This is a genomic window from Uliginosibacterium sp. TH139, from assembly GCF_002855595.1.
GTDB classification, from domain to species: domain Bacteria; phylum Pseudomonadota; class Gammaproteobacteria; order Burkholderiales; family Rhodocyclaceae; genus Uliginosibacterium; species Uliginosibacterium aquaticum.
The window spans coordinates 129,193-145,553 of sequence record NZ_PKRR01000007.1 but is presented as its reverse complement, the minus strand read 5'-3'; the positions used below and the strand labels follow the sequence as shown (position 1 = coordinate 145,553).

The 16,361-nt window shown below is 63.1% G+C and carries 21 protein-coding genes; 17 read left to right on the top strand and 4 right to left on the bottom strand.

What is annotated here, in order from left to right:
- Positions 1-14 precede the first annotated feature (14 nt).
- From C0V76_RS15625 to C0V76_RS15580, 10 genes are all read left to right on the top strand, one after another.
- Positions 15-374, top strand: a complete 360-nt coding sequence (locus C0V76_RS15625; RefSeq protein ID WP_101943600.1) for a hypothetical protein — start codon at positions 15-17, stop codon at positions 372-374.
- On the top strand, positions 371-1,510 hold the full coding sequence (locus C0V76_RS15620; RefSeq protein ID WP_101943598.1) for a cysteine desulfurase family protein: 1,140 nt from the start codon (positions 371-373) through the stop codon (positions 1,508-1,510). The genes C0V76_RS15625 and C0V76_RS15620 overlap by 4 nt, the downstream gene beginning before the upstream one ends.
- A gap of 26 nt (positions 1,511-1,536) precedes the next feature.
- Complete coding sequence (nifT, locus tag C0V76_RS15615; RefSeq protein WP_101943597.1) at positions 1,537-1,752, top strand: putative nitrogen fixation protein NifT; 216 nt, start codon at positions 1,537-1,539, stop codon at positions 1,750-1,752.
- Positions 1,749-2,015 carry a hypothetical protein gene (locus tag C0V76_RS15610; protein WP_216821767.1) on the top strand — a complete coding sequence of 89 codons (267 nt, stop codon included), beginning with the start codon at positions 1,749-1,751 and terminating at the stop codon, positions 2,013-2,015. The genes nifT and C0V76_RS15610 overlap by 4 nt, the downstream gene beginning before the upstream one ends.
- A gap of 17 nt (positions 2,016-2,032) precedes the next feature.
- The gene (locus tag C0V76_RS15605) at positions 2,033-3,181 is read left to right on the top strand and encodes a DegT/DnrJ/EryC1/StrS aminotransferase family protein (protein ID WP_173894006.1); all 1,149 of its coding nucleotides are present in this window, start codon (positions 2,033-2,035) and stop codon (positions 3,179-3,181) included.
- 33 nt (positions 3,182-3,214) lie between these two features.
- Complete coding sequence (locus C0V76_RS15600; RefSeq protein WP_101943592.1) at positions 3,215-4,051, top strand: SIR2 family protein; 837 nt, start codon at positions 3,215-3,217, stop codon at positions 4,049-4,051.
- 19 nt (positions 4,052-4,070) lie between these two features.
- On the top strand, positions 4,071-4,367 hold the full coding sequence (locus C0V76_RS15595; protein ID WP_101943590.1) for a 2Fe-2S iron-sulfur cluster-binding protein: 297 nt from the start codon (positions 4,071-4,073) through the stop codon (positions 4,365-4,367).
- 132 nt (positions 4,368-4,499) lie between these two features.
- Positions 4,500-4,742, top strand: coding sequence for a hypothetical protein (locus C0V76_RS15590; RefSeq protein ID WP_101943589.1), 243 nt, complete (start codon positions 4,500-4,502; stop codon positions 4,740-4,742).
- 162 nt (positions 4,743-4,904) lie between these two features.
- Entirely contained in the window at positions 4,905-5,279 is a 375-nt protein-coding gene (locus tag C0V76_RS15585) for a hypothetical protein (RefSeq protein ID WP_101943587.1), read from the top strand.
- Positions 5,280-5,296: 17 nt separating this feature from the next.
- Positions 5,297-5,647, top strand: a complete 351-nt coding sequence (locus C0V76_RS15580; RefSeq protein ID WP_101943586.1) for a hypothetical protein — start codon at positions 5,297-5,299, stop codon at positions 5,645-5,647.
- A gap of 86 nt (positions 5,648-5,733) precedes the next feature.
- Here the strand turns inward: C0V76_RS15580 and C0V76_RS15575 are convergent, their stop codons facing one another.
- From C0V76_RS15575 to C0V76_RS15565, 3 genes are all read right to left on the bottom strand, one after another.
- Positions 5,734-6,741 (bottom strand): aldo/keto reductase, encoded by a 1,008-nt coding sequence (locus tag C0V76_RS15575; protein WP_101943584.1) that lies wholly within the window; start codon positions 6,739-6,741, stop codon positions 5,734-5,736.
- 123 nt (positions 6,742-6,864) lie between these two features.
- Positions 6,865-7,248 (bottom strand): tautomerase family protein, encoded by a 384-nt coding sequence (locus C0V76_RS15570; protein WP_101943582.1) that lies wholly within the window; start codon positions 7,246-7,248, stop codon positions 6,865-6,867.
- Positions 7,249-7,342: 94 nt separating this feature from the next.
- Complete coding sequence (locus C0V76_RS15565; protein ID WP_101943581.1) at positions 7,343-7,957, bottom strand: TetR/AcrR family transcriptional regulator; 615 nt, start codon at positions 7,955-7,957, stop codon at positions 7,343-7,345.
- 204 nt (positions 7,958-8,161) lie between these two features.
- Between C0V76_RS15565 and C0V76_RS15560 the strand changes: the two genes are divergently transcribed.
- The 7 genes from C0V76_RS15560 to C0V76_RS15530 all read left to right on the top strand — a co-directional run bounded on the left by C0V76_RS15560 (position 8,162) and on the right by C0V76_RS15530 (position 15,028).
- Positions 8,162-8,950, top strand: a complete 789-nt coding sequence (locus C0V76_RS15560; protein WP_101943578.1) for an SDR family oxidoreductase — start codon at positions 8,162-8,164, stop codon at positions 8,948-8,950.
- Positions 8,947-9,960, top strand: coding sequence for an alpha/beta fold hydrolase (locus C0V76_RS15555; protein ID WP_254048266.1), 1,014 nt, complete (start codon positions 8,947-8,949; stop codon positions 9,958-9,960). The genes C0V76_RS15560 and C0V76_RS15555 overlap by 4 nt, the downstream gene beginning before the upstream one ends.
- A gap of 49 nt (positions 9,961-10,009) precedes the next feature.
- On the top strand, positions 10,010-10,810 hold the full coding sequence (locus tag C0V76_RS15550; protein ID WP_101943575.1) for an SDR family oxidoreductase: 801 nt from the start codon (positions 10,010-10,012) through the stop codon (positions 10,808-10,810).
- A gap of 65 nt (positions 10,811-10,875) precedes the next feature.
- Positions 10,876-11,952 carry an alkene reductase gene (locus tag C0V76_RS15545; protein WP_101943573.1) on the top strand — a complete coding sequence of 359 codons (1,077 nt, stop codon included), beginning with the start codon at positions 10,876-10,878 and terminating at the stop codon, positions 11,950-11,952.
- Positions 11,953-11,993: 41 nt separating this feature from the next.
- On the top strand, positions 11,994-12,806 hold the full coding sequence (locus C0V76_RS15540) for an oxidoreductase (RefSeq protein ID WP_101943572.1): 813 nt from the start codon (positions 11,994-11,996) through the stop codon (positions 12,804-12,806).
- Between the two features lie 72 nt (positions 12,807-12,878).
- On the top strand, positions 12,879-13,865 hold the full coding sequence (locus C0V76_RS15535) for an MDR family oxidoreductase (RefSeq protein WP_101943570.1): 987 nt from the start codon (positions 12,879-12,881) through the stop codon (positions 13,863-13,865).
- Positions 13,866-14,026: 161 nt separating this feature from the next.
- A complete protein-coding gene (locus C0V76_RS15530) occupies positions 14,027-15,028 on the top strand; it encodes an NADP-dependent oxidoreductase (protein ID WP_101943569.1) in 1,002 nt (333 codons plus the stop codon).
- 410 nt (positions 15,029-15,438) lie between these two features.
- Here the strand turns inward: C0V76_RS15530 and C0V76_RS15525 are convergent, their stop codons facing one another.
- Positions 15,439-16,347 carry a pirin family protein gene (locus tag C0V76_RS15525; protein ID WP_101943567.1) on the bottom strand — a complete coding sequence of 303 codons (909 nt, stop codon included), beginning with the start codon at positions 16,345-16,347 and terminating at the stop codon, positions 15,439-15,441.
- Positions 16,348-16,361 lie beyond the last annotated feature (14 nt).

The following is a 16,361-nucleotide window of genomic DNA, read 5'->3' as shown; positions in this document are numbered from 1 at the left end:
CGCGAGTCAGGCACATGGCCGTGGCCCGCTTGCCCAGCCTCCTCAAGCCGGCGAATCCACTCGTCAGCGAACGGGAGCTCACGCGCCGGCGCATCGCCCGTGCGCTGGGTGAGCGCAAGCGCTACCGCTACGTGAAACCCGCTGTCACCACCACTGAGGAAGGCTGGCTGATCACCAGCCCCTGTTGCTCGCGCAATGTGGATCCGGACGGTGGCGTAATCGATATCGCCCGCCTCAGCCGGCATGAGGGTGAATGGAGCCTGCTGGCGCGGGATGCAAGCCGCAGTGGCTGGCTCATCCACGCCACCGCCACCCGGCTCGAGGCATTGCTGAAGATCCTGTGTGAAGACGAGGAAAGGGTGTTCTGGCCATGATTTATCTCGACAACAACGCCACCACCCGCCCGCTGCCCGAAGTCGTGGACGCCATGACCGCCGCGCTGGCCTGCTGGGGCAACCCCTCCTCCAAGCACGCCCTCGGCGAAGAGGCCAAGCGCCTCCTCGCCGGCGCCCGCGCCCAGGTGGCCGCACTGGTCGATGCCCAGCCGGTGGAGCTGATTTTCACCAGCGGCGCCAGCGAATCCAATCACCATGCCCTGCTCGGCGCACTGCGCCGCCCGGGTGCGCCGCAACGCGTGATTCTCTCAGCCATCGAGCACTCGGGCTACCTGAAGTCCGCCCTGCAACTGCGCCAGCAAGGCGTGGAGGTGGTGCTGCTGGATGTGGATGGCGCCGGCCGGATCCGCCCCGAATCCCTCCAGCATGCGCTGCATGAAGATGCTGCGCTGGTTTCGGTGATGGCCGCCAACAACGAAACCGGTGTGCTTCAGCCGGTTGAAACCCTGGCCGAGCTGGCACGCGGCCGCGGCGTGCCGGTGCATGTGGATGCCACCCAGATGGTGGGCAAGCTGCCACTGAGTTTCTCGCGCTGGCATGTGGACCTGGTGTCTTTCTCGGCGCACAAGTTTCATGGCCCCAAGGGTGTGGGCGCCCTGCTGATCCGCAAAGGCCTCAGCTGGCCGGTGCTGCTGGGGGGCCAGCAGGAGCGGGCTCGCCGGGGCGGCACCGAAAACCTGCCTGGTATCGCCGGCTTTGCAGCGGCCGCGCGCCACGCCATGGCCAGCCAGGTGGCCGAAGCTGCTCGCCTCGCCAGCCTGCGCGAAGGCCTTGAATCGGTGCTGGCAAGGATTCCCGGTTGCGTGATCCATGGCCGCGCCGCACGCCGCCTGCCTAACACCACCAGCCTCAGCATCGCCGGCCTGTCTGCCGACAAGATCCTCGGCGAACTCGCCCGTGCTGGCATCTGTGCATCCTCCGGCGCCGCCTGCTCCTCGGGTGGCTCAGACCCCTCGCATGTGCTGCTGGCGATGGGCGTTGAACCCGCACTGGCGCTCGGTGCGGTGCGCCTTTCACTGGGCAGCGATACCGATGCCCACCAGCTTTCACGCCTTGCCGAAGTACTGCAGGGCATGTGCCATTCACAGCCCATGCCGGCAGCCGCCCTCGGCTAACACACTCACCACGGGAGCACGCCACCATGAAAGTCATGATCCGCAAGAACGCCAAGGGCGAACTCTCCCTCTACGTCCCCAAGAAGGACCTCGAAGAGCCCATCGTGTCGATGGAACGCCCAGAAATGTGGGGCGGCATGGTCACCCTCGGCAATGGCTGGGAAATGGCCCTGCCCGAGATGGCAGCAGACACCCGCCTGCCGATCACGGTGGAGGCCAAGCGTCTGTCGGGAGAAGCATGATGGCCATCACTGCCGAACAACTCACCCAGGTCGCCCGCCTCACCCTCGCCGCCGAAAGCCTCGGCGCCGCCGTGAGTGCAGTGCGCACCACGCTGCCAGGCCTGCGCGTTTCATCGGTCGATGCCATGGACATGAAGCATGAAGAGCCCGCGCTGAACATCGGCGAGCGCGCCCTGTTCCTGATGGAAAGCGATGGCCACTGCTGGTCGGTAACGCGCGATCCGGCGCTCGCGGCCGGCATCGTCCTCACCCAGAAAATGTAAGCCCGAGGAGTCTGAGCATGGACAGCGACTGGATCCCCCTCTCGGTAGCCGACACCGCCGAGCGCGAAACGCAGCTGGTGCAGCACGCCCTGCTCTCGGGCCATCTGTCCAGTGGCAGCATGGTTGAAGCCTTCGAATCAGTGTTTGCCGATTTTCACGAGCGCAAGTATGCGGTAGCGGTCTCCAGCGGCATGGCGGGCGCCTGGATGGCGCTGCGGGCGCTGGGGATCGGACCTGGCGACGAAGTCATTGCCAGCGCCTACAGCTGGCATCACCTTGCGCACGCAATTGCCCACGTCGGCGCTACCCCGGTGCTGGCGGATATCGACTACTGGTCTGGTTGCCTCTCGCCCACCAAGGCTGCCGAAAAGATCGGCCCGAAAACCCGCGCCATCCTGGTCAACAACTGCAACGGGCATCCGGCGGCGTGGAACGAATTCCGCGCCCTGGCCGATCAGCACGGTCTGAGCCTGATCGAGGACTCCTCCGAGGCCATCGCCTCGCGCTATTACGACGACATGGTCGGCAGCTTCGGCGACATTTCGATCTTCGATCTCTCACAACCGCTGGCGATCTCCTGCGGCGAAGGCGGCATGGTGCTCACCGACGATGCCCGCCTGGCTTCCGAGCTGCGCTATTTGCGCTCGCACTCGCTGGCCGACCGGATGTCCGTCTCGGTGGGCAGCCGCGTGCCGCTGCAGGCCTGCCTGAGCGATATCGCTGCTGCCGTCGGCATCGCCCAGCTCGAGCGCATCTACGAGATTCTGGCGCGGCGCAAGCAGGTCGAAACCCTCTATCACCAGATCATGCAGACCTTCGAAGGCATCAAGCCGCCCTACATCGCTGAGGGCGTCACCGAAGTGCACTGGATGCTCTACGTGGTGCACCTGGGCAAGCGTTTCACGGCCAGCGCGCGTACCCAGCTCATCGAGGATCTGGACGACGAGGCGGTGGAAGTAGCCGCCTACAGCCGGCCCCTGCACCAGCAGTTCCACTACGCCAGCTACGGCTACGCCAAGGGCCAGCTCTCCAACACTGAGCGCATCGCCGATCGTTCCCTGGCCCTGCCCTTTCACAGCTTCCTGGACGAGGACGAAATCCGTTTCGTCGTCGGCACCCTCAAGGATGCTGCCACCAACGTCGGCGCTGGCGTGCCGATCTATTGAGATCCGCCCTTCCATTCTCCCGAGGACACAGCCATGACGCTCCCTACCGAACTCGAAGCTAGCCTGCGCGCCGGCACCCTGATTCCCTACCTCGGGCCAGACGTGCTCTCGCTCGCACCGGACTACGCCGTGCCCAACACCCCGGAAGCCCTGGTGGCGCTTCTCACTGCCAAGGTTTCGGTGCCACACAAGATCCGCACCCGGCTCACCCAATCCGCCCAGTTCATCGAAAACTTCAAGCATCGCAAGACCCTGATCGACCAGATGAACGCCGCCTTCCTTGCCGAGCCGGTGCCCTCACCCTTTCATCACTGGCTCGCCGCCCAGGGCTTCCCGCTGATCGTCGATACCTGGTATGACGAAGCCATGGCCCGCGCACTGCAGGACAAGGGGGTGAAATGGGGCGAAGTCCAGGGCCTGTCGCAGTCCGAACACTTCGGCACCTGGACCGGCTGGTACGACGGCAACGGCAATGCCGTACCCGAACGCGCGCCGGAATGGAAAACCCTGCTCTACAAGCCCATCGGCAGCAGCAGCCCGGCGGCCAACTACCTCGTCTCTGATACCGATTACGTTGAAGTACTCACCGAGATCGATATCCAGACCCCGATCCCGGCCGAAATCCAGGGGCTGCGCACAGGCAAGAATTTCCTCTTCGTTGGCTGCCGTTTCAACGATCAGCTCACCCGCAGCTTCGCGCGCCAGATCATGAAGCGCTCCTCGGGTCAGCACTGGGCCGTGATGCCCGAAGAGCTCACCCGCATGGAGAAGCTCTTCATCGCCGAGCAGAACATCACCCGTATTCCGCTTCCCCTTGCCGAGTTCGTCGCCCAACTCACGGCGAGCACGGCTGAACTTCAAGCAGCCTAAACCCTCAAGGAGCCCTGTTATGCCCGTTCTGACCCTCATGCCCTCCGGCAAGACCGCCGAAGTCCCCTCCGGCACCGTCCTGCTCTCCACCATCCTTGCCAGCGGTGAAAAGCTCGGCTGTACCTGTGGTGGCACTGGCGGCTGCGAAGCCAGCCACGTCTTCGTGCTCGAAGGGCGCAAGAGCCTCTCCAAGGCTGAACGCCCCGAGCACGCCACCCTCGATGGCCTGGTCGGTGTCAGCTCCAAATCGCGTCTGGCCTGTCAGGCCAAGATGGGCGAAGAGGATGTAACGATCGAAATTCTCAGCTTCATGTGAAACGTATCCGGGAAGCTACTGCGCGACTCAATCCTGATTGAGTGCTGCTCGACGCATGTACGTCTGCGCTTCCCGGACGCGTTCTGCCCCGGCTGAAAACAAAAATACCAACCCCGACAGAGAGAACCCATCATGAGCTACGACGCTATCAAGGCCGATCGCCAACTGTGCACTGGCTACCGCAAAGGCGGCCAGGCCGCAAAGTGCAACGGCCAGCTGTATCGCTGCACCGCCTGCTCCACCACCGGCTGCCGCCAGACCTATGTTGAAGGCTGTTCCGAACAGGCTTTTGATGTGAACTGGAAGTGCACGAAATGCGGCGCCCTCAACCAGAAGGAAGGCCCGCTGAATTTCGTCAATCGCATCGGTGCCTGAAGGGTTTAAAGGTCTGGCCTCATGCTTGCGCAGGGCCGGCCCTTGAACTCGATCAGAAGCGCTTTCAGCCGGCAGAGCCCGCACGTCAAAGAGGTATCGCCGCCTGAGGCCACAACGGCGGTCGAGCCTCGGCAGGATCACCTCACACCCGGAACCCGGATCATGAACGCCCCCGCCAATGCCCTCTTCAATGCCGCCACCCTCGCCAACATCGAAGAGGCCGGTAGCTCTGTGCTGATCCTGGCTGAAGGGCTGGAGAAGGAAGAGCTGCTCCACTCGCGCATCACCCGCGTCGAAGCCACGCGCCTGCTGCAGGTGCTGGCGGAATGCCTCGCGCAGCTGCCCCCCGAACTGCATGAGGCCATGCCAGAGCTGGCCTGGGATGGCTGGCGCAGCACCGCCCGCCAATTGCGACAAACCGGCCAGCCTTGCGACGAAGCGCTGTGGTTTGCCGTGCTCTCGCTGGTCCCGGCCACCCTGATGTGGCTGCGTACCTATCGCCACAACCAGCCGGAGCTGTTCAGCTTCGCCGCCTGAGATTCCGGAGTCTCCCGATGTCCCGCACCTGCCGCATCCGTCTCGCTAGCGTGCCCACCCCTGCCGAGCTGCAGAGCGGCCTGAAAGTACTTGGCTACAAGCTGAATCTCGAAGGCCTGGACCTTGCCAGTGCCAGCGGCTTCCAGGGCTGCGTGCTCGATGGTGAAGATGCCGGTTTCTCGGTGACCCAGGAAGGTGATGGCCTCAGCCTGCGCTGGACAGGCGATCCGCGCGAGCACTGCGCCGCGCTGATGGTCGCCTCAGCCCTGCAAAAGCTCAGTGAAGCCGAAATCTGCCTCGGCTCCGGCGCGCCCCTAAGCGCCGCGACGCTCCACAGCCGCGTGCTCGAATTGCTGGACGAGATGTAATTCAAGCTGCACTTGCTTGCAGCCTGAATTACACCACCTGGGCCAATAGAAACCAGGCTACTCAGGACATGCCTGAACGCCCAAACTCAGGCCACAGCGCGTTCGGCAGTGGCCTCGGCCCAGGGGATGGGGCTTCTTGCTGGCGCTGAAGACTGCAGGCTGCTCACCGCGTCGAGGCGAGCAATCTGCTCGGCCGACAGGTTGAGCGTCAGCGCGCCGAGGTTGTCGCTGAGCTGTGCCAGCGAACGCGGCCCGAGGATCGGCACCGCGCCGTGTGTGCCGGCCCAGGCGATGGCGACCTGGCCGGGGCTGGCGTTCAGTTCGCCGGCAATGGCCAATACGGTGTCGAGAATCTGTGTGCGTTGCGCGGAGTTCTCTGCCTGGAAAACCCGGCCGCCGAAGCCTTCGGCGCGCCCCTTTTCACCTTGTCGGTACTTGCCGGTCAGCATGCCGCCGCCCAGCGGCGACCAGGTCACGATGCCCAGATCCAGTGCGTGCGAAGCCGGGAACAGATCGGCCTCCGGCTCGCGATGGACCAGACTGTGTTCGAACTGTGCAGCTGCAATGGGGACCGCATGGCTCAGTTCGGCCAGGGTGACGGCGCGGGCCAGGCGCCAGGCGGGAAAGTTCGACAAACCCGCATAGAGAATCTTGCCTGCGCGGGCCAGATCCTCAAAACCGCGGACGATCTCTTCGATCGGCGTGATGCCATCGGGACGATGCGCCCAGTAGAGGTCGATCCGGTCGGTCTTGAGGCGCTTGAGGCTCGCCTCCACGGACGCGACCATCGCCTTACGGCTGTTGCCGGTCACCAGGCGGTTGGCATTGGGCGCGGCGCCGTTGGTGAATTTGGTGGCGAGCACGAAATCCTCGCGCCGCCCTTGCAGGAGCTTGCCGAGCAGTTCTTCGGCCTGGCCGAACTGGTAGGCGTCCGCCGTGTCGATGAAGTTGCCGCCGGCCTCGGCGTAGGCGTTGAAGACGGCCTCTGCTGCATCCGGATCGGCGCCGTGGCCCCACCCGGTACCGAAGTTGCCGGTGCCCAATGCGACTTGCGATACCCGCAGGCCAGTCTTGCCAAACGCTGTGTATTTCATACCTTGCTCCGTTGTCAGGAATATTCGTTTTACGAATCACGCGATGCGGCTGACGGCATTCGAAAACCTGCCGTCAGCGCAAGGCTTGAAGTAGTTCATGGGTTCAGGATCGCGCGCCGCGCATCAGCTCGCGTACTGGGCCACTCCACCGCCGAACGACCAGTTCTCTTTTTTGACCTCGACCAGATTGATGAAAACATCCTCCGGCCGAACCCCCGCCTCTCGCTTAAGCCCCTCGGCAATCGTCGTGTAGAGGAGCTTCTTCTGGTCCGTCGTGCGTCCTTCATTGAGCGTGATCTGGATAAACACCACGCCATCGGTTCGATTGATCCCGAGATAGGTCGGGTCATAGACGAAGTGATCGTCGTCGTGCTCCGTCAGAACCTGAAAGTTGTCTTTGTCAGGGACGTTGATCGCGGCCTTCATTGACTCGTAAACCACCTTGCCCAGCTTTTTGACATAGGACGCGTCAGGATTCTTTTTGATGTCGATACGAACGAGGGGCATCTACTTCTCCTTCACGGTTGCTTGAGGGTTTGGCCAGGCTGCGATCAATAGGTAATAGATGTGCTCGGATCGGCTACAGGGGCTTCCGCTGCCTTCAAGCGTCGGGCTCATACACCGGCGCGTTTTCTGTGCTCGGCGTAGTCAGCGCGGCGAGGATCCGGTCGCGGCACACCGCGAGGATTTCGTCGGCCAGCGGCGCATCGTCCGGGCAGGCGCGCGAGATGACGACGGCACCCACCGCCTGCGCCAGGATGGCGAGATGGCGAATCCGCGTCGCGTCGGCATCTGCGCCTGCAGCGTCCGGCGAGGCGGGCGCGGGGGTCAGCGTCGCCAGCAGGCTCTCGATGCCGGCCGCAAAAGCGGCCCTAACCGTTTCCGGCTGGCGTGCGGCGTCCCCGCTCAAAGCTGCGATGGTGCAACCAGTGGCGCGGCCATCGCGGTGCTCGCGCGAGAGATAGCTCCGCACGAATTCCGGGATGTCCGCCCCCGCCGATACGGCGGCGTTCTGGGCGATGCCGCACGCGGCGGACTCCGCGATCAGATCGGTCTTGGAGCCGAAGTTCTTGTAGAAGCCGCCGTGGGTGAGGCCGGCGGCGGCCATCAGATCGGCCACGCCAACGCCGTCGTAACCGCGCTCCCGAAACAGGGTGGCGGCCGTTTCAACCACGCGCGCCCGGTTGGCCTGCGCCTGTGCCTTGGTGACTTTCATGTCCGTTCCATATGAGTAGCTGCCTGCATGGGGTCTCACTATACATTGATGACGACCGTAATCAAAGTCTTGACTTTTTAGATTACGAACATCATCATTGATTCACCTTAAGGCCAGCAGCCGAGACCTTGTGCCCGAAAAAACCTTTTCGGCCCTGTGCTTGGCGAACCAGCCGCCCCAACGACTCATGCCAGGAAAGAACCCATGAACAAGCTTCCGACTGTCCTCATCACCGGCGCCTCCAGCGGCATCGGCGCCACCTACGCCGAGCGCTTTGCCCGCCGTGGTCACGACCTCGTGCTCGTCGCGCGCGACGAAACGCGTCTGAACGCGCTGGCCGCGCGTCTGCGTGAAGAAAACGGCGTGGCCGTCGAGGTGCTGCCGGCTGACCTGACCCGGGCCGCCGATCTCGCCATGGTCGAGGCATGTCTGCGCGATGACGAGCGCATCGGCGTCCTGATCAACAACGCAGGCATGCCTCAAGTCGGAGGTTTCTTGACGCAATCTGCCGAAGCCATTGAAAGCCAGATCGCGCTCAACGTCACTGCGCCGACGCGGCTCGCAGCGGCGGTTGCGCCGCGCTTCGCGCAGTCCGGCAGCGGCGCCATCGTGAACCTCGGCTCGGTGTTGGGTTTTGCGCCCGAGTTCGGCACCACGATCTACGGCGCCACCAAGGCCTTCGTGCTGTTCCTGTCGCAAGGCCTGCATCAGGAGCTTTCGTCCTCAGGCGTCTATGTGCAAGCCGTGTTGCCGGCGGCCACCCGCACCGAAATCTGGGAACGTGCCGGCGTTGACGTCAACACCCTGCCCGAGGTGATGGAAGTGGGCGAACTGGTCGATGCAGCCTTGGTCGGTTTCGACCGCCGCGAACTGGTCACGATCCCGCCGCTACATGTCGCCGAGCGCTGGGACGCGCTGGAAGCTGCACGCCAAGGCTTGATGTCGGACCTGCGCCAAGCCCATGCGGCAGCGCGCTACCAGCCACAAGCGTGAGCATTGCCGCCATTTTTCACGCCACGACCCCTTCATTCGGAATTCACACCATGCCTCATTTGATGAAAAGAGCGCTTAGCCTCTTTGCTCTTGCCGCTGCGCTGGTCTCACCCTTCGCCACGGCAAACGATGTGATTTCGGCCGATCAGGTCGTGGCCACTGCAAGCACGCCAAAAGTGACTACGTGGAAAGACGTCCCTACCCAGACTATTTCTGCGGGTGGCGTGGATTTCGCGTACCGCGAGCTTGGGCAACAGAACGGCGGCACCCCCGTGGTGTTTCTCGCGCATCTGGCGGCGGTTCTGGACAACTGGGACCCGCGAATCATCGACGGTATTGCGGCGAAGCATCACGTGCTCACCTTTGACAATCGCGGCATCGGTGCATCCACGGGAGAGCCTGCCAGCACGATAGAGCAAATGGCCGATGACGCCATCAGCTTCATCAAGGCCAAGGGATTCACACAAGTTGATCTCTTCGGATTCTCAATGGGTGGAATGGTTGCCCAGGACATCGTGTTGAAAGACCCTCAACTCGTCCGAAAAATGGTGCTTACCGGGACGGCGCCCAGGGGAGGAAAACATATCAGCGCTCCCTGGCTGACCTTCTACGACATGATGCGCGGCTTTTTCACCGGGCAGGATGCAAAGCAGTTTCTCTTCTTCACGCGAACGCCCAACGGCATCGAGGCAGGCAAGGCATTTCTGGCGCGGCTGAAAGAGCGCACTGAGGATCGCGATAAAGAAATTGCCGTGAGTGCGTTCCTGGCGCAATTGAAAGCCCTGAGCGCCTGGGAGGCCGAGCCGCCCGCCGACCTGTCTGTTGTCACACAGCCAGTCCTCATCGCCAACGGCGAGAGCGACAGGATGGTTGCCTCGGAAAACTCGCCTGACATGGCCAAACGATTTCCGAATAGCCAGCTCATCCTTTATCCCGATGCGGGTCATGGCGGGATCTTCCAATTCCATACCGACTTTGTGCCAAGCGCGCTTGCGTTCCTTGCGCAGTAAGTCAGATACGAACATTCCTCAGATCGATCACTTCATTAGAAAGCCACTCATGACCAACCCCAACACCCCCAAAACCGCCTTGATTACCGGAGCCTCCTCCGGCATCGGAGCCGTCTACGCAGATCGCCTCGCAGCGCGTGGATATGACCTCATTCTTGTCGCCCGCCGCGCTGACCGCCTGGAGGCCCTCTGTGCGCAGCTCACAAAAACGCACGGCATCAAAGCCGAGCCCGTTGCGGCCGATTTGACCAAGGATCAGGATCTGGCGCGCATCGAGACGCTGCTGGCCAGCCGTGAGGATGTGCAAGTGCTGGTCAACAACGCTGGCATTGCGCGCCTGGCGCCTGCGGCCCAGACCTCTGCGAATGACGCGCTGAGCCAGATCGCCCTCAACATCACCGCCCTGACACGCCTGACGCAAGCTGCGGTGCCAGCCTTCGTCGCAAGGAAGCAGGGCCTGATCATCAACATCGCGTCCGTCCTGGCCGTCCACTCGCTGCCCATCAGCGCCATCTACAGCGGTACCAAGGCTTATGTCCTGCAATACAGCCGAGGCCTGCAGCAGGAATTGGCCGAAACCGGGGTAAAGGTTCAACTGGTTTTGCCCGCGTCCACCGCCACCGAACTCTGGGACTTGTCAGGCGTTCCGTTGGCTGCCCTCAACAAGGACACCCTGATGACGACCGAAGACATGGTCGACGCGGCGCTCGCGGGTCTGGATCAAGGCGAAACCATCACCTGGCCATCGGTGGCCGATGCCAGCCTGTGGGACAAGTACGACGCCGCGCGCACCGCACTGTTCGCAAGCACCCAAGCGGGCAAGCCGGCCCCTCGTTACAACATTGCTTGATTCCAGCGAACTGACTGTTGCTGCGCTTAGCTTCTTCTCCTATTCCATTTTTCCAAGGACAAACCATGCTTTTCGAACCCTTCCAGCTGCGTTCCACTCCGCTCAGCAATCGCATCGTGATGGCGCCACTCACGCGCAGCCGCGCAAGCGAAAACAACATCCCAACCAGCCTGATGGCCGCCTACTACGCCCAGCGTGCGAGCGCCGGTCTCATCATCACGGAAGGCACCTCACCGTCACCCAATGGCTTGGGCTATGCCCGGATACCGGGTCTGTTCAATGAGGCTCAGGTACAAGGCTGGAAGCTGGTGACCGACGCGGTGCATGCCCAAGGCGGCAAGATCGTGGTGCAGCTGATGCATACCGGCCGGGTATCTCACCAGGCCAACCTGCCTGCCGGTGCCGAGGTGCTGGGGCCTTCGCCCGAAACCTGCCCTGGAGAGATGTGGACTGATACGCAAGGCAGCCAGCCGCATACGCCGCCGCGCCCCATGACCGAGGCCGACATCCAAGCCGTCATTGGCGAATACGCCACCGCCGCGCGCCTTGCCATCCAGGCGGGTTTTGACGGCATCGAGTTGCATGCCGCCAACGGTTACTTTCTCGAACAGTTCCTCAACGCCAACATCAACCGCCGCACCGATGGTTATGGCGGCACGGCTGAAGGGCGCAACCGCCTGGTGCTCGAAGTCGCCCGCGCTGCAGTGAAAGAGATCGGTGCCGAGCGCGTCGGCATCCGCCTGTCGCCCCACGGCGTGGTCAACAGCGCCGGCGCATTCGACGGCGTGGATGAACAGTACCTGGCGCTGGTGAAGCAGCTCTCGGCACTGGGCCTCATGTATGTCCACGTTCTGGACCATTCCGCGATGGGTACCCCGCCGGTTCCGGCGAAGCTGAAGGCCGATCTGCGGGCTGCGTTCGACGGCCCCTTCATCCTCGCCGGTGGGCTCGACAAAGCCAGTGCCGAACAGGCCTTGAGCGACGGCCTCGCCGATCTGACAGCCATGGGCAGGCCCTTCATCGCCAACCCCGATCTGGTCGAGCGCATGCGCCAGGACGCAGCCTTGAATGCGCCGATGCCGGACACGTTCTACACGCCCGGCGCCAAGGGCTATACGGACTATCCGACGCTGGCGGCTTGAACCTCAAAGATTACTGGCAGAAAACACTCAGGAGCTTTTCCATGCAGACAAACAAACGCGTCGCCCTCGTCACGGGCGCTTCCTCGGGCATCGGCGAAGCCGCCGCCCTCAAGCTCATTGCTGCCGGCTACAAGGTGTACGGCACCAGCCGGCGCGGTGCCCAGGCGGGCCAGCGCGCCTTTCCGATGCTGGCGCTGGATGTGACCGACGACGCTTCGGTCAAGGCCGCCATCGACGAACTGCTGCGGCTGGAGGGGCGCATCGATCTGCTGGTCAACAATGCCGGCTTCGGTCTTAGCGCTGCAGCGGCAGAAGAAAGCTCGATTGATCAGGTGCGGGCGCTGTTCGAAACGAATGTGTTTGGTGTGGTGCGGGTCAGTAATGCGGTCTTGCCCACCATGCGCAAGCAGGGCAGCGGCCGCATCCTAAACGTAGGCTCCGGGCTGGGGATCATCCCGGCCCCCTTCAACGCCCATTACGCAGCCACCAAGCATGCCCTCGAAGGCTATTCCGAATCGCTCGATCACGAAGTGCGCGGCTTCGGCGTGCGCGTCGCGGTCATTCAACCGGGCGTGACCCGCACCGCATTCGATGCCAGCGTGACCCCTTCCGATCGACCGCTGGCCGCCTACGAAGCCAGCCGTGAGAAGTATCTCGTCGCCTTTGAGAGCGCAATGCGCGCTGCGGACAGCGCCGAGAGCGTAGCCGACACCATCGTGCTGGCCGCCAATCGCCAGACGCCGCTGCTGCGCTACCCCTCCGGCAAGGTCGCACGCCAGGGCGCGTTCGCTCGCCGCTTCCTGCCGCGCGGCTTCTTCGACAAGGTGCTGCACAAGCAATTCGGTTTGGGCTAAGCCACCCCGGGCTTCACTGAACACCGGCAGCCGCCTGCCCGGAACGGACCCACGCACACAGGAAAAACGATCATGAGTTTCAAAGCGCTACTGGCCAGCAAGGTCGGCGACACGATTTCCACCGCCCTGGTCGACTTCGACGAGGCCGATCTGATGCCCGGCGACGTTACTGTCGCGGTCGACTATTCGACGGTGAACTACAAGGATACGATGGCGCTGAGCGGCCGCGCGCCGGTGATCCGCCAGTTTCCGCTGATCCCCGGCATCGACTTTGCCGGCGTCGTGGAAAGCTCCGCGCATCCGGGCTTTGCAGTGGGCGACCGCGTGCTGGCCAATGGCTGGGGCCTGAGCCAGACGCATCACGGCGGCTTTGCCCAGAAGGCGCGCGTCAGCGGCGACTGGCTGGTCAAAGTGCCCGAGGTTTTTTCAACCCGCGACACCATGGCCATCGGCACGGCGGGCTACACCGCGATGCTGTCAGTACTCGCGCTGGAGCATGCGGGCGTCACGCCGGAGCAAGGCGACGTTCTGGTCACGGGCGCCAGCGGCGGCGCCGGCTCCATCGCCATCGCCTTATTGTCCAGACTGGGGTATCGGGTAGTCGCGTCGACCGGGCGCCTGAGTGAGGCGGACTACCTGCGCGAACTGGGCGCGGCCGAGGTCATCGACCGCCGCAGCCTGTCCGAACCGAATGCGCCGATCGGCAAGGAGCGCTGGGCCGGCGCGATCGACTCGGTGGGCAGCCACACCTTGGCCAACGTGCTCGCGCAGACCCGCTATCGCGGCGCCGTGGCGGCTTTCGGACTCGCCCAGGGCGCGGACCTGCCGGGCTCGGTGCTGCCCTTCATCCTGCGCAACGTAACCCTGGCCGGCATCGATTCGGTCAATGCGCCGCAAGACGTTCGCGTGCAGGCCTGGGCGCGTCTGGCCCAAGACCTGGAGCCGGGCAAGCTCGCCCGCGCGACGCAGATCGTTGGCCTGGCTGAAGTGCCCAATCTTGTAACCCCTGTGCTGCTCGGCCAGGTGCGCGGCCGCACGGTCGTGGACGTCAACGCATGACCGACCTGCCCAAGGAGGCGAAAACGCCTGCCTGGGGCAGGATGAGCAAGCGGATTCGCGGCACGCAACTATCCTGAATCAACCGATCACCCACGCCTTGCGCCGGGCTGTTTTCAGCCCTGCCGCGCGAGCGACCCAATCCACATCGAAAAGAGCACAACATGAAAGCACTCACCTTCAAACGCTACGGCAAGTCTCCCGAAATCGGCTTCTCCGAACTTCCCCGCCCCACGCTCAAGCCAGATGAAATGCTGGTCGAGGTGCATGCAGCAGGCCTGAACCCGATCGACAACATGATCCCCACCGGCATGTTCAAGCCGGTGCTGAAGTTCCAGTTGCCAGCCACCGTCGGCAGCGATCTCGCCGGCGTGGTGGTCGAAGTCGGCAGCCGGGTCACGCGCTTCAAGAAAGGCGACGCCGTTTTTGCCAGCCTCTTCGATCTGGGGCTCGGCTCGCTCGCAGAATTCGCCGTGGTGCCGGAGCGCGTGGCAGCACTGAAGCCGGAGAATCTGGACTTCGTGCAGGCGGCCTCGATTCCGATGGTCGGGCTGACCTCCTGGCAAGCCTTGAAAGAGCGCGCGCGAGTTCAGAAGGGGCAAAAGGTGTTCATCCCGGCCGGGGCCGGCGGGATCGGCAGCTTCGCGATCCAATTGGCCAAGCACTTCGGCGCCAAGGTCGGCAGCACGACCAGCACCGGCAATGTGCAGCTGGTCAGCAGTCTCGGCGCAGACGAGGTGATTGATTACAAGAAGCAGCAGTTCGAGAAAGTGCTGCGCGGCTATGACATGGTGCTGGGTACGCTCCGGGATGAGGAGCTCGAAAAAGCCATCGACACGCTCAAGCCCGGCGGCAAGATCGTTTCGCTCGTCGGGCCGCTCGATGCGGCCTTCGCCCGCGCCCGCGGCCTGAACTTCGTGCTGAAGTTCGTCTTCGGCTTGATGAGCCGCAAGATCATGCGGCTTGCGGCCAAGCGGGAGGCTTCCTATTCCTTCCTGTTCGTGCGCCCCGATGGCGGGCAGTTGTCCGAAATCGGCGCCTTGCTCGGCGCGGACCGCATTCGGCCGGTGATCGACAAGGTGTTTCCGTTTGCCGAGGCCAAAGAGGCGCTCGAATACCTGGCCCAAGGTCGCGCCAAGGGCAAGGTCGTGGTGCGGCTGAAATGAATGGTTGATGAATCGGCCTCACGCTCCAAAGGCGATTCTTTAAAGTCGGGCCGCTCTAGCGGCCTGACTGGCGATCGCTGAGAGCCGGTATGCAATCGTAGCGGCCTGTTCATCTACCAAGTGTTGTGCCCAGAACGGCAAGTATCCAAGCAAAGAAGCCAAACGCGCTAACAGCCCTGCTCACGATCTTTTGAAAATCCTAGACTGGCTGGATGAGGAAAAGATACCCGATCGGCATCAGCAAAGAGGCGTTTGAGCAGATACAGCCGATTCTCGAAAAACACGGAGCGTCAGCTCAATACCAGCCTCCAGACAATGCAAATATCATTCCCAACCTTGCTGCTGAAAAAATCGTGAACAGCTTCTAAGTCAATGCCTTCCACATCCATCCTGCTACGGCATGGCTTGCCTCATTGCGCCCAAGGAATTTTCGGCGGTGCGATGCGCCGCCCCTCTCCTCCTTCGACCTTGCCAAAACGTGCGGCTCCCGCCTCCCAATCGGCCTGTGCCTGGGCAACATAAGGCTTGGAGTAGCCAACGAAATTCCACCACATGGTGATCGGTGTTTCGAGCGGCTCCCCTCCCAGCAGCAACGCTCGTGATCCCGCGGCCATCTCCAGCTCGAGCTGATTCAGACCTTTCCCCATATACGCAAATTCGCCAGCGCTGAAGCTTTGCCCGGCCAGCCTCAGCTCACCTTCAAGGGGCAGCAAGGCGTACTCGAAATCACTGCGCAGGGGCAGCACAGCGTGGACATGCCCTTCGCTCCGGATGTCCACTCCGAGCAAGGGCGAATACACCCTGACCGGTGCCGAGCGGCCGCCAAAATCGCCCACCAGCAGGGTCAGGCCTAGGCCCTGCTCCAGCCAGCCGGGCAGATCGGGGTAATGCTCGAAGGCCGGCGCGATATCGATCTGCTCTGGCGGCAAGGCAATCCACAGTTGCGCCGCATGCAGCGTGCTGGCACCCGGCACAGAGTCTTCGGTGTGGGAAATGCCACGCCCAGCAGTCATCAGATTCACCTGCCCCGGGCGGATGATCTGCTCCGAGCCCAGGCTATCGCGGTGCAGGATTTCGCCCTCCATCATCCAGGTAAAGGTTTGCAGGGCCGTATGCGGGTGAGCGCCAACGTGCAGCCCCTCCTCCTTGCCAAAGTGCACCGGGCCGATGTGATCGAGGAAACACCAGGCTCCCACCATGCGCTGCTCGCGTGTCGGCAGTGCACGCCGGATGCTCAAACCCGCGCCCAGTTCGGCACTGCGCAGGGCGATACGGGTGATCGGTGAAGGCGAATCCTGATTTGCGTGCGATTCAGACATACGACGCTCCTTGG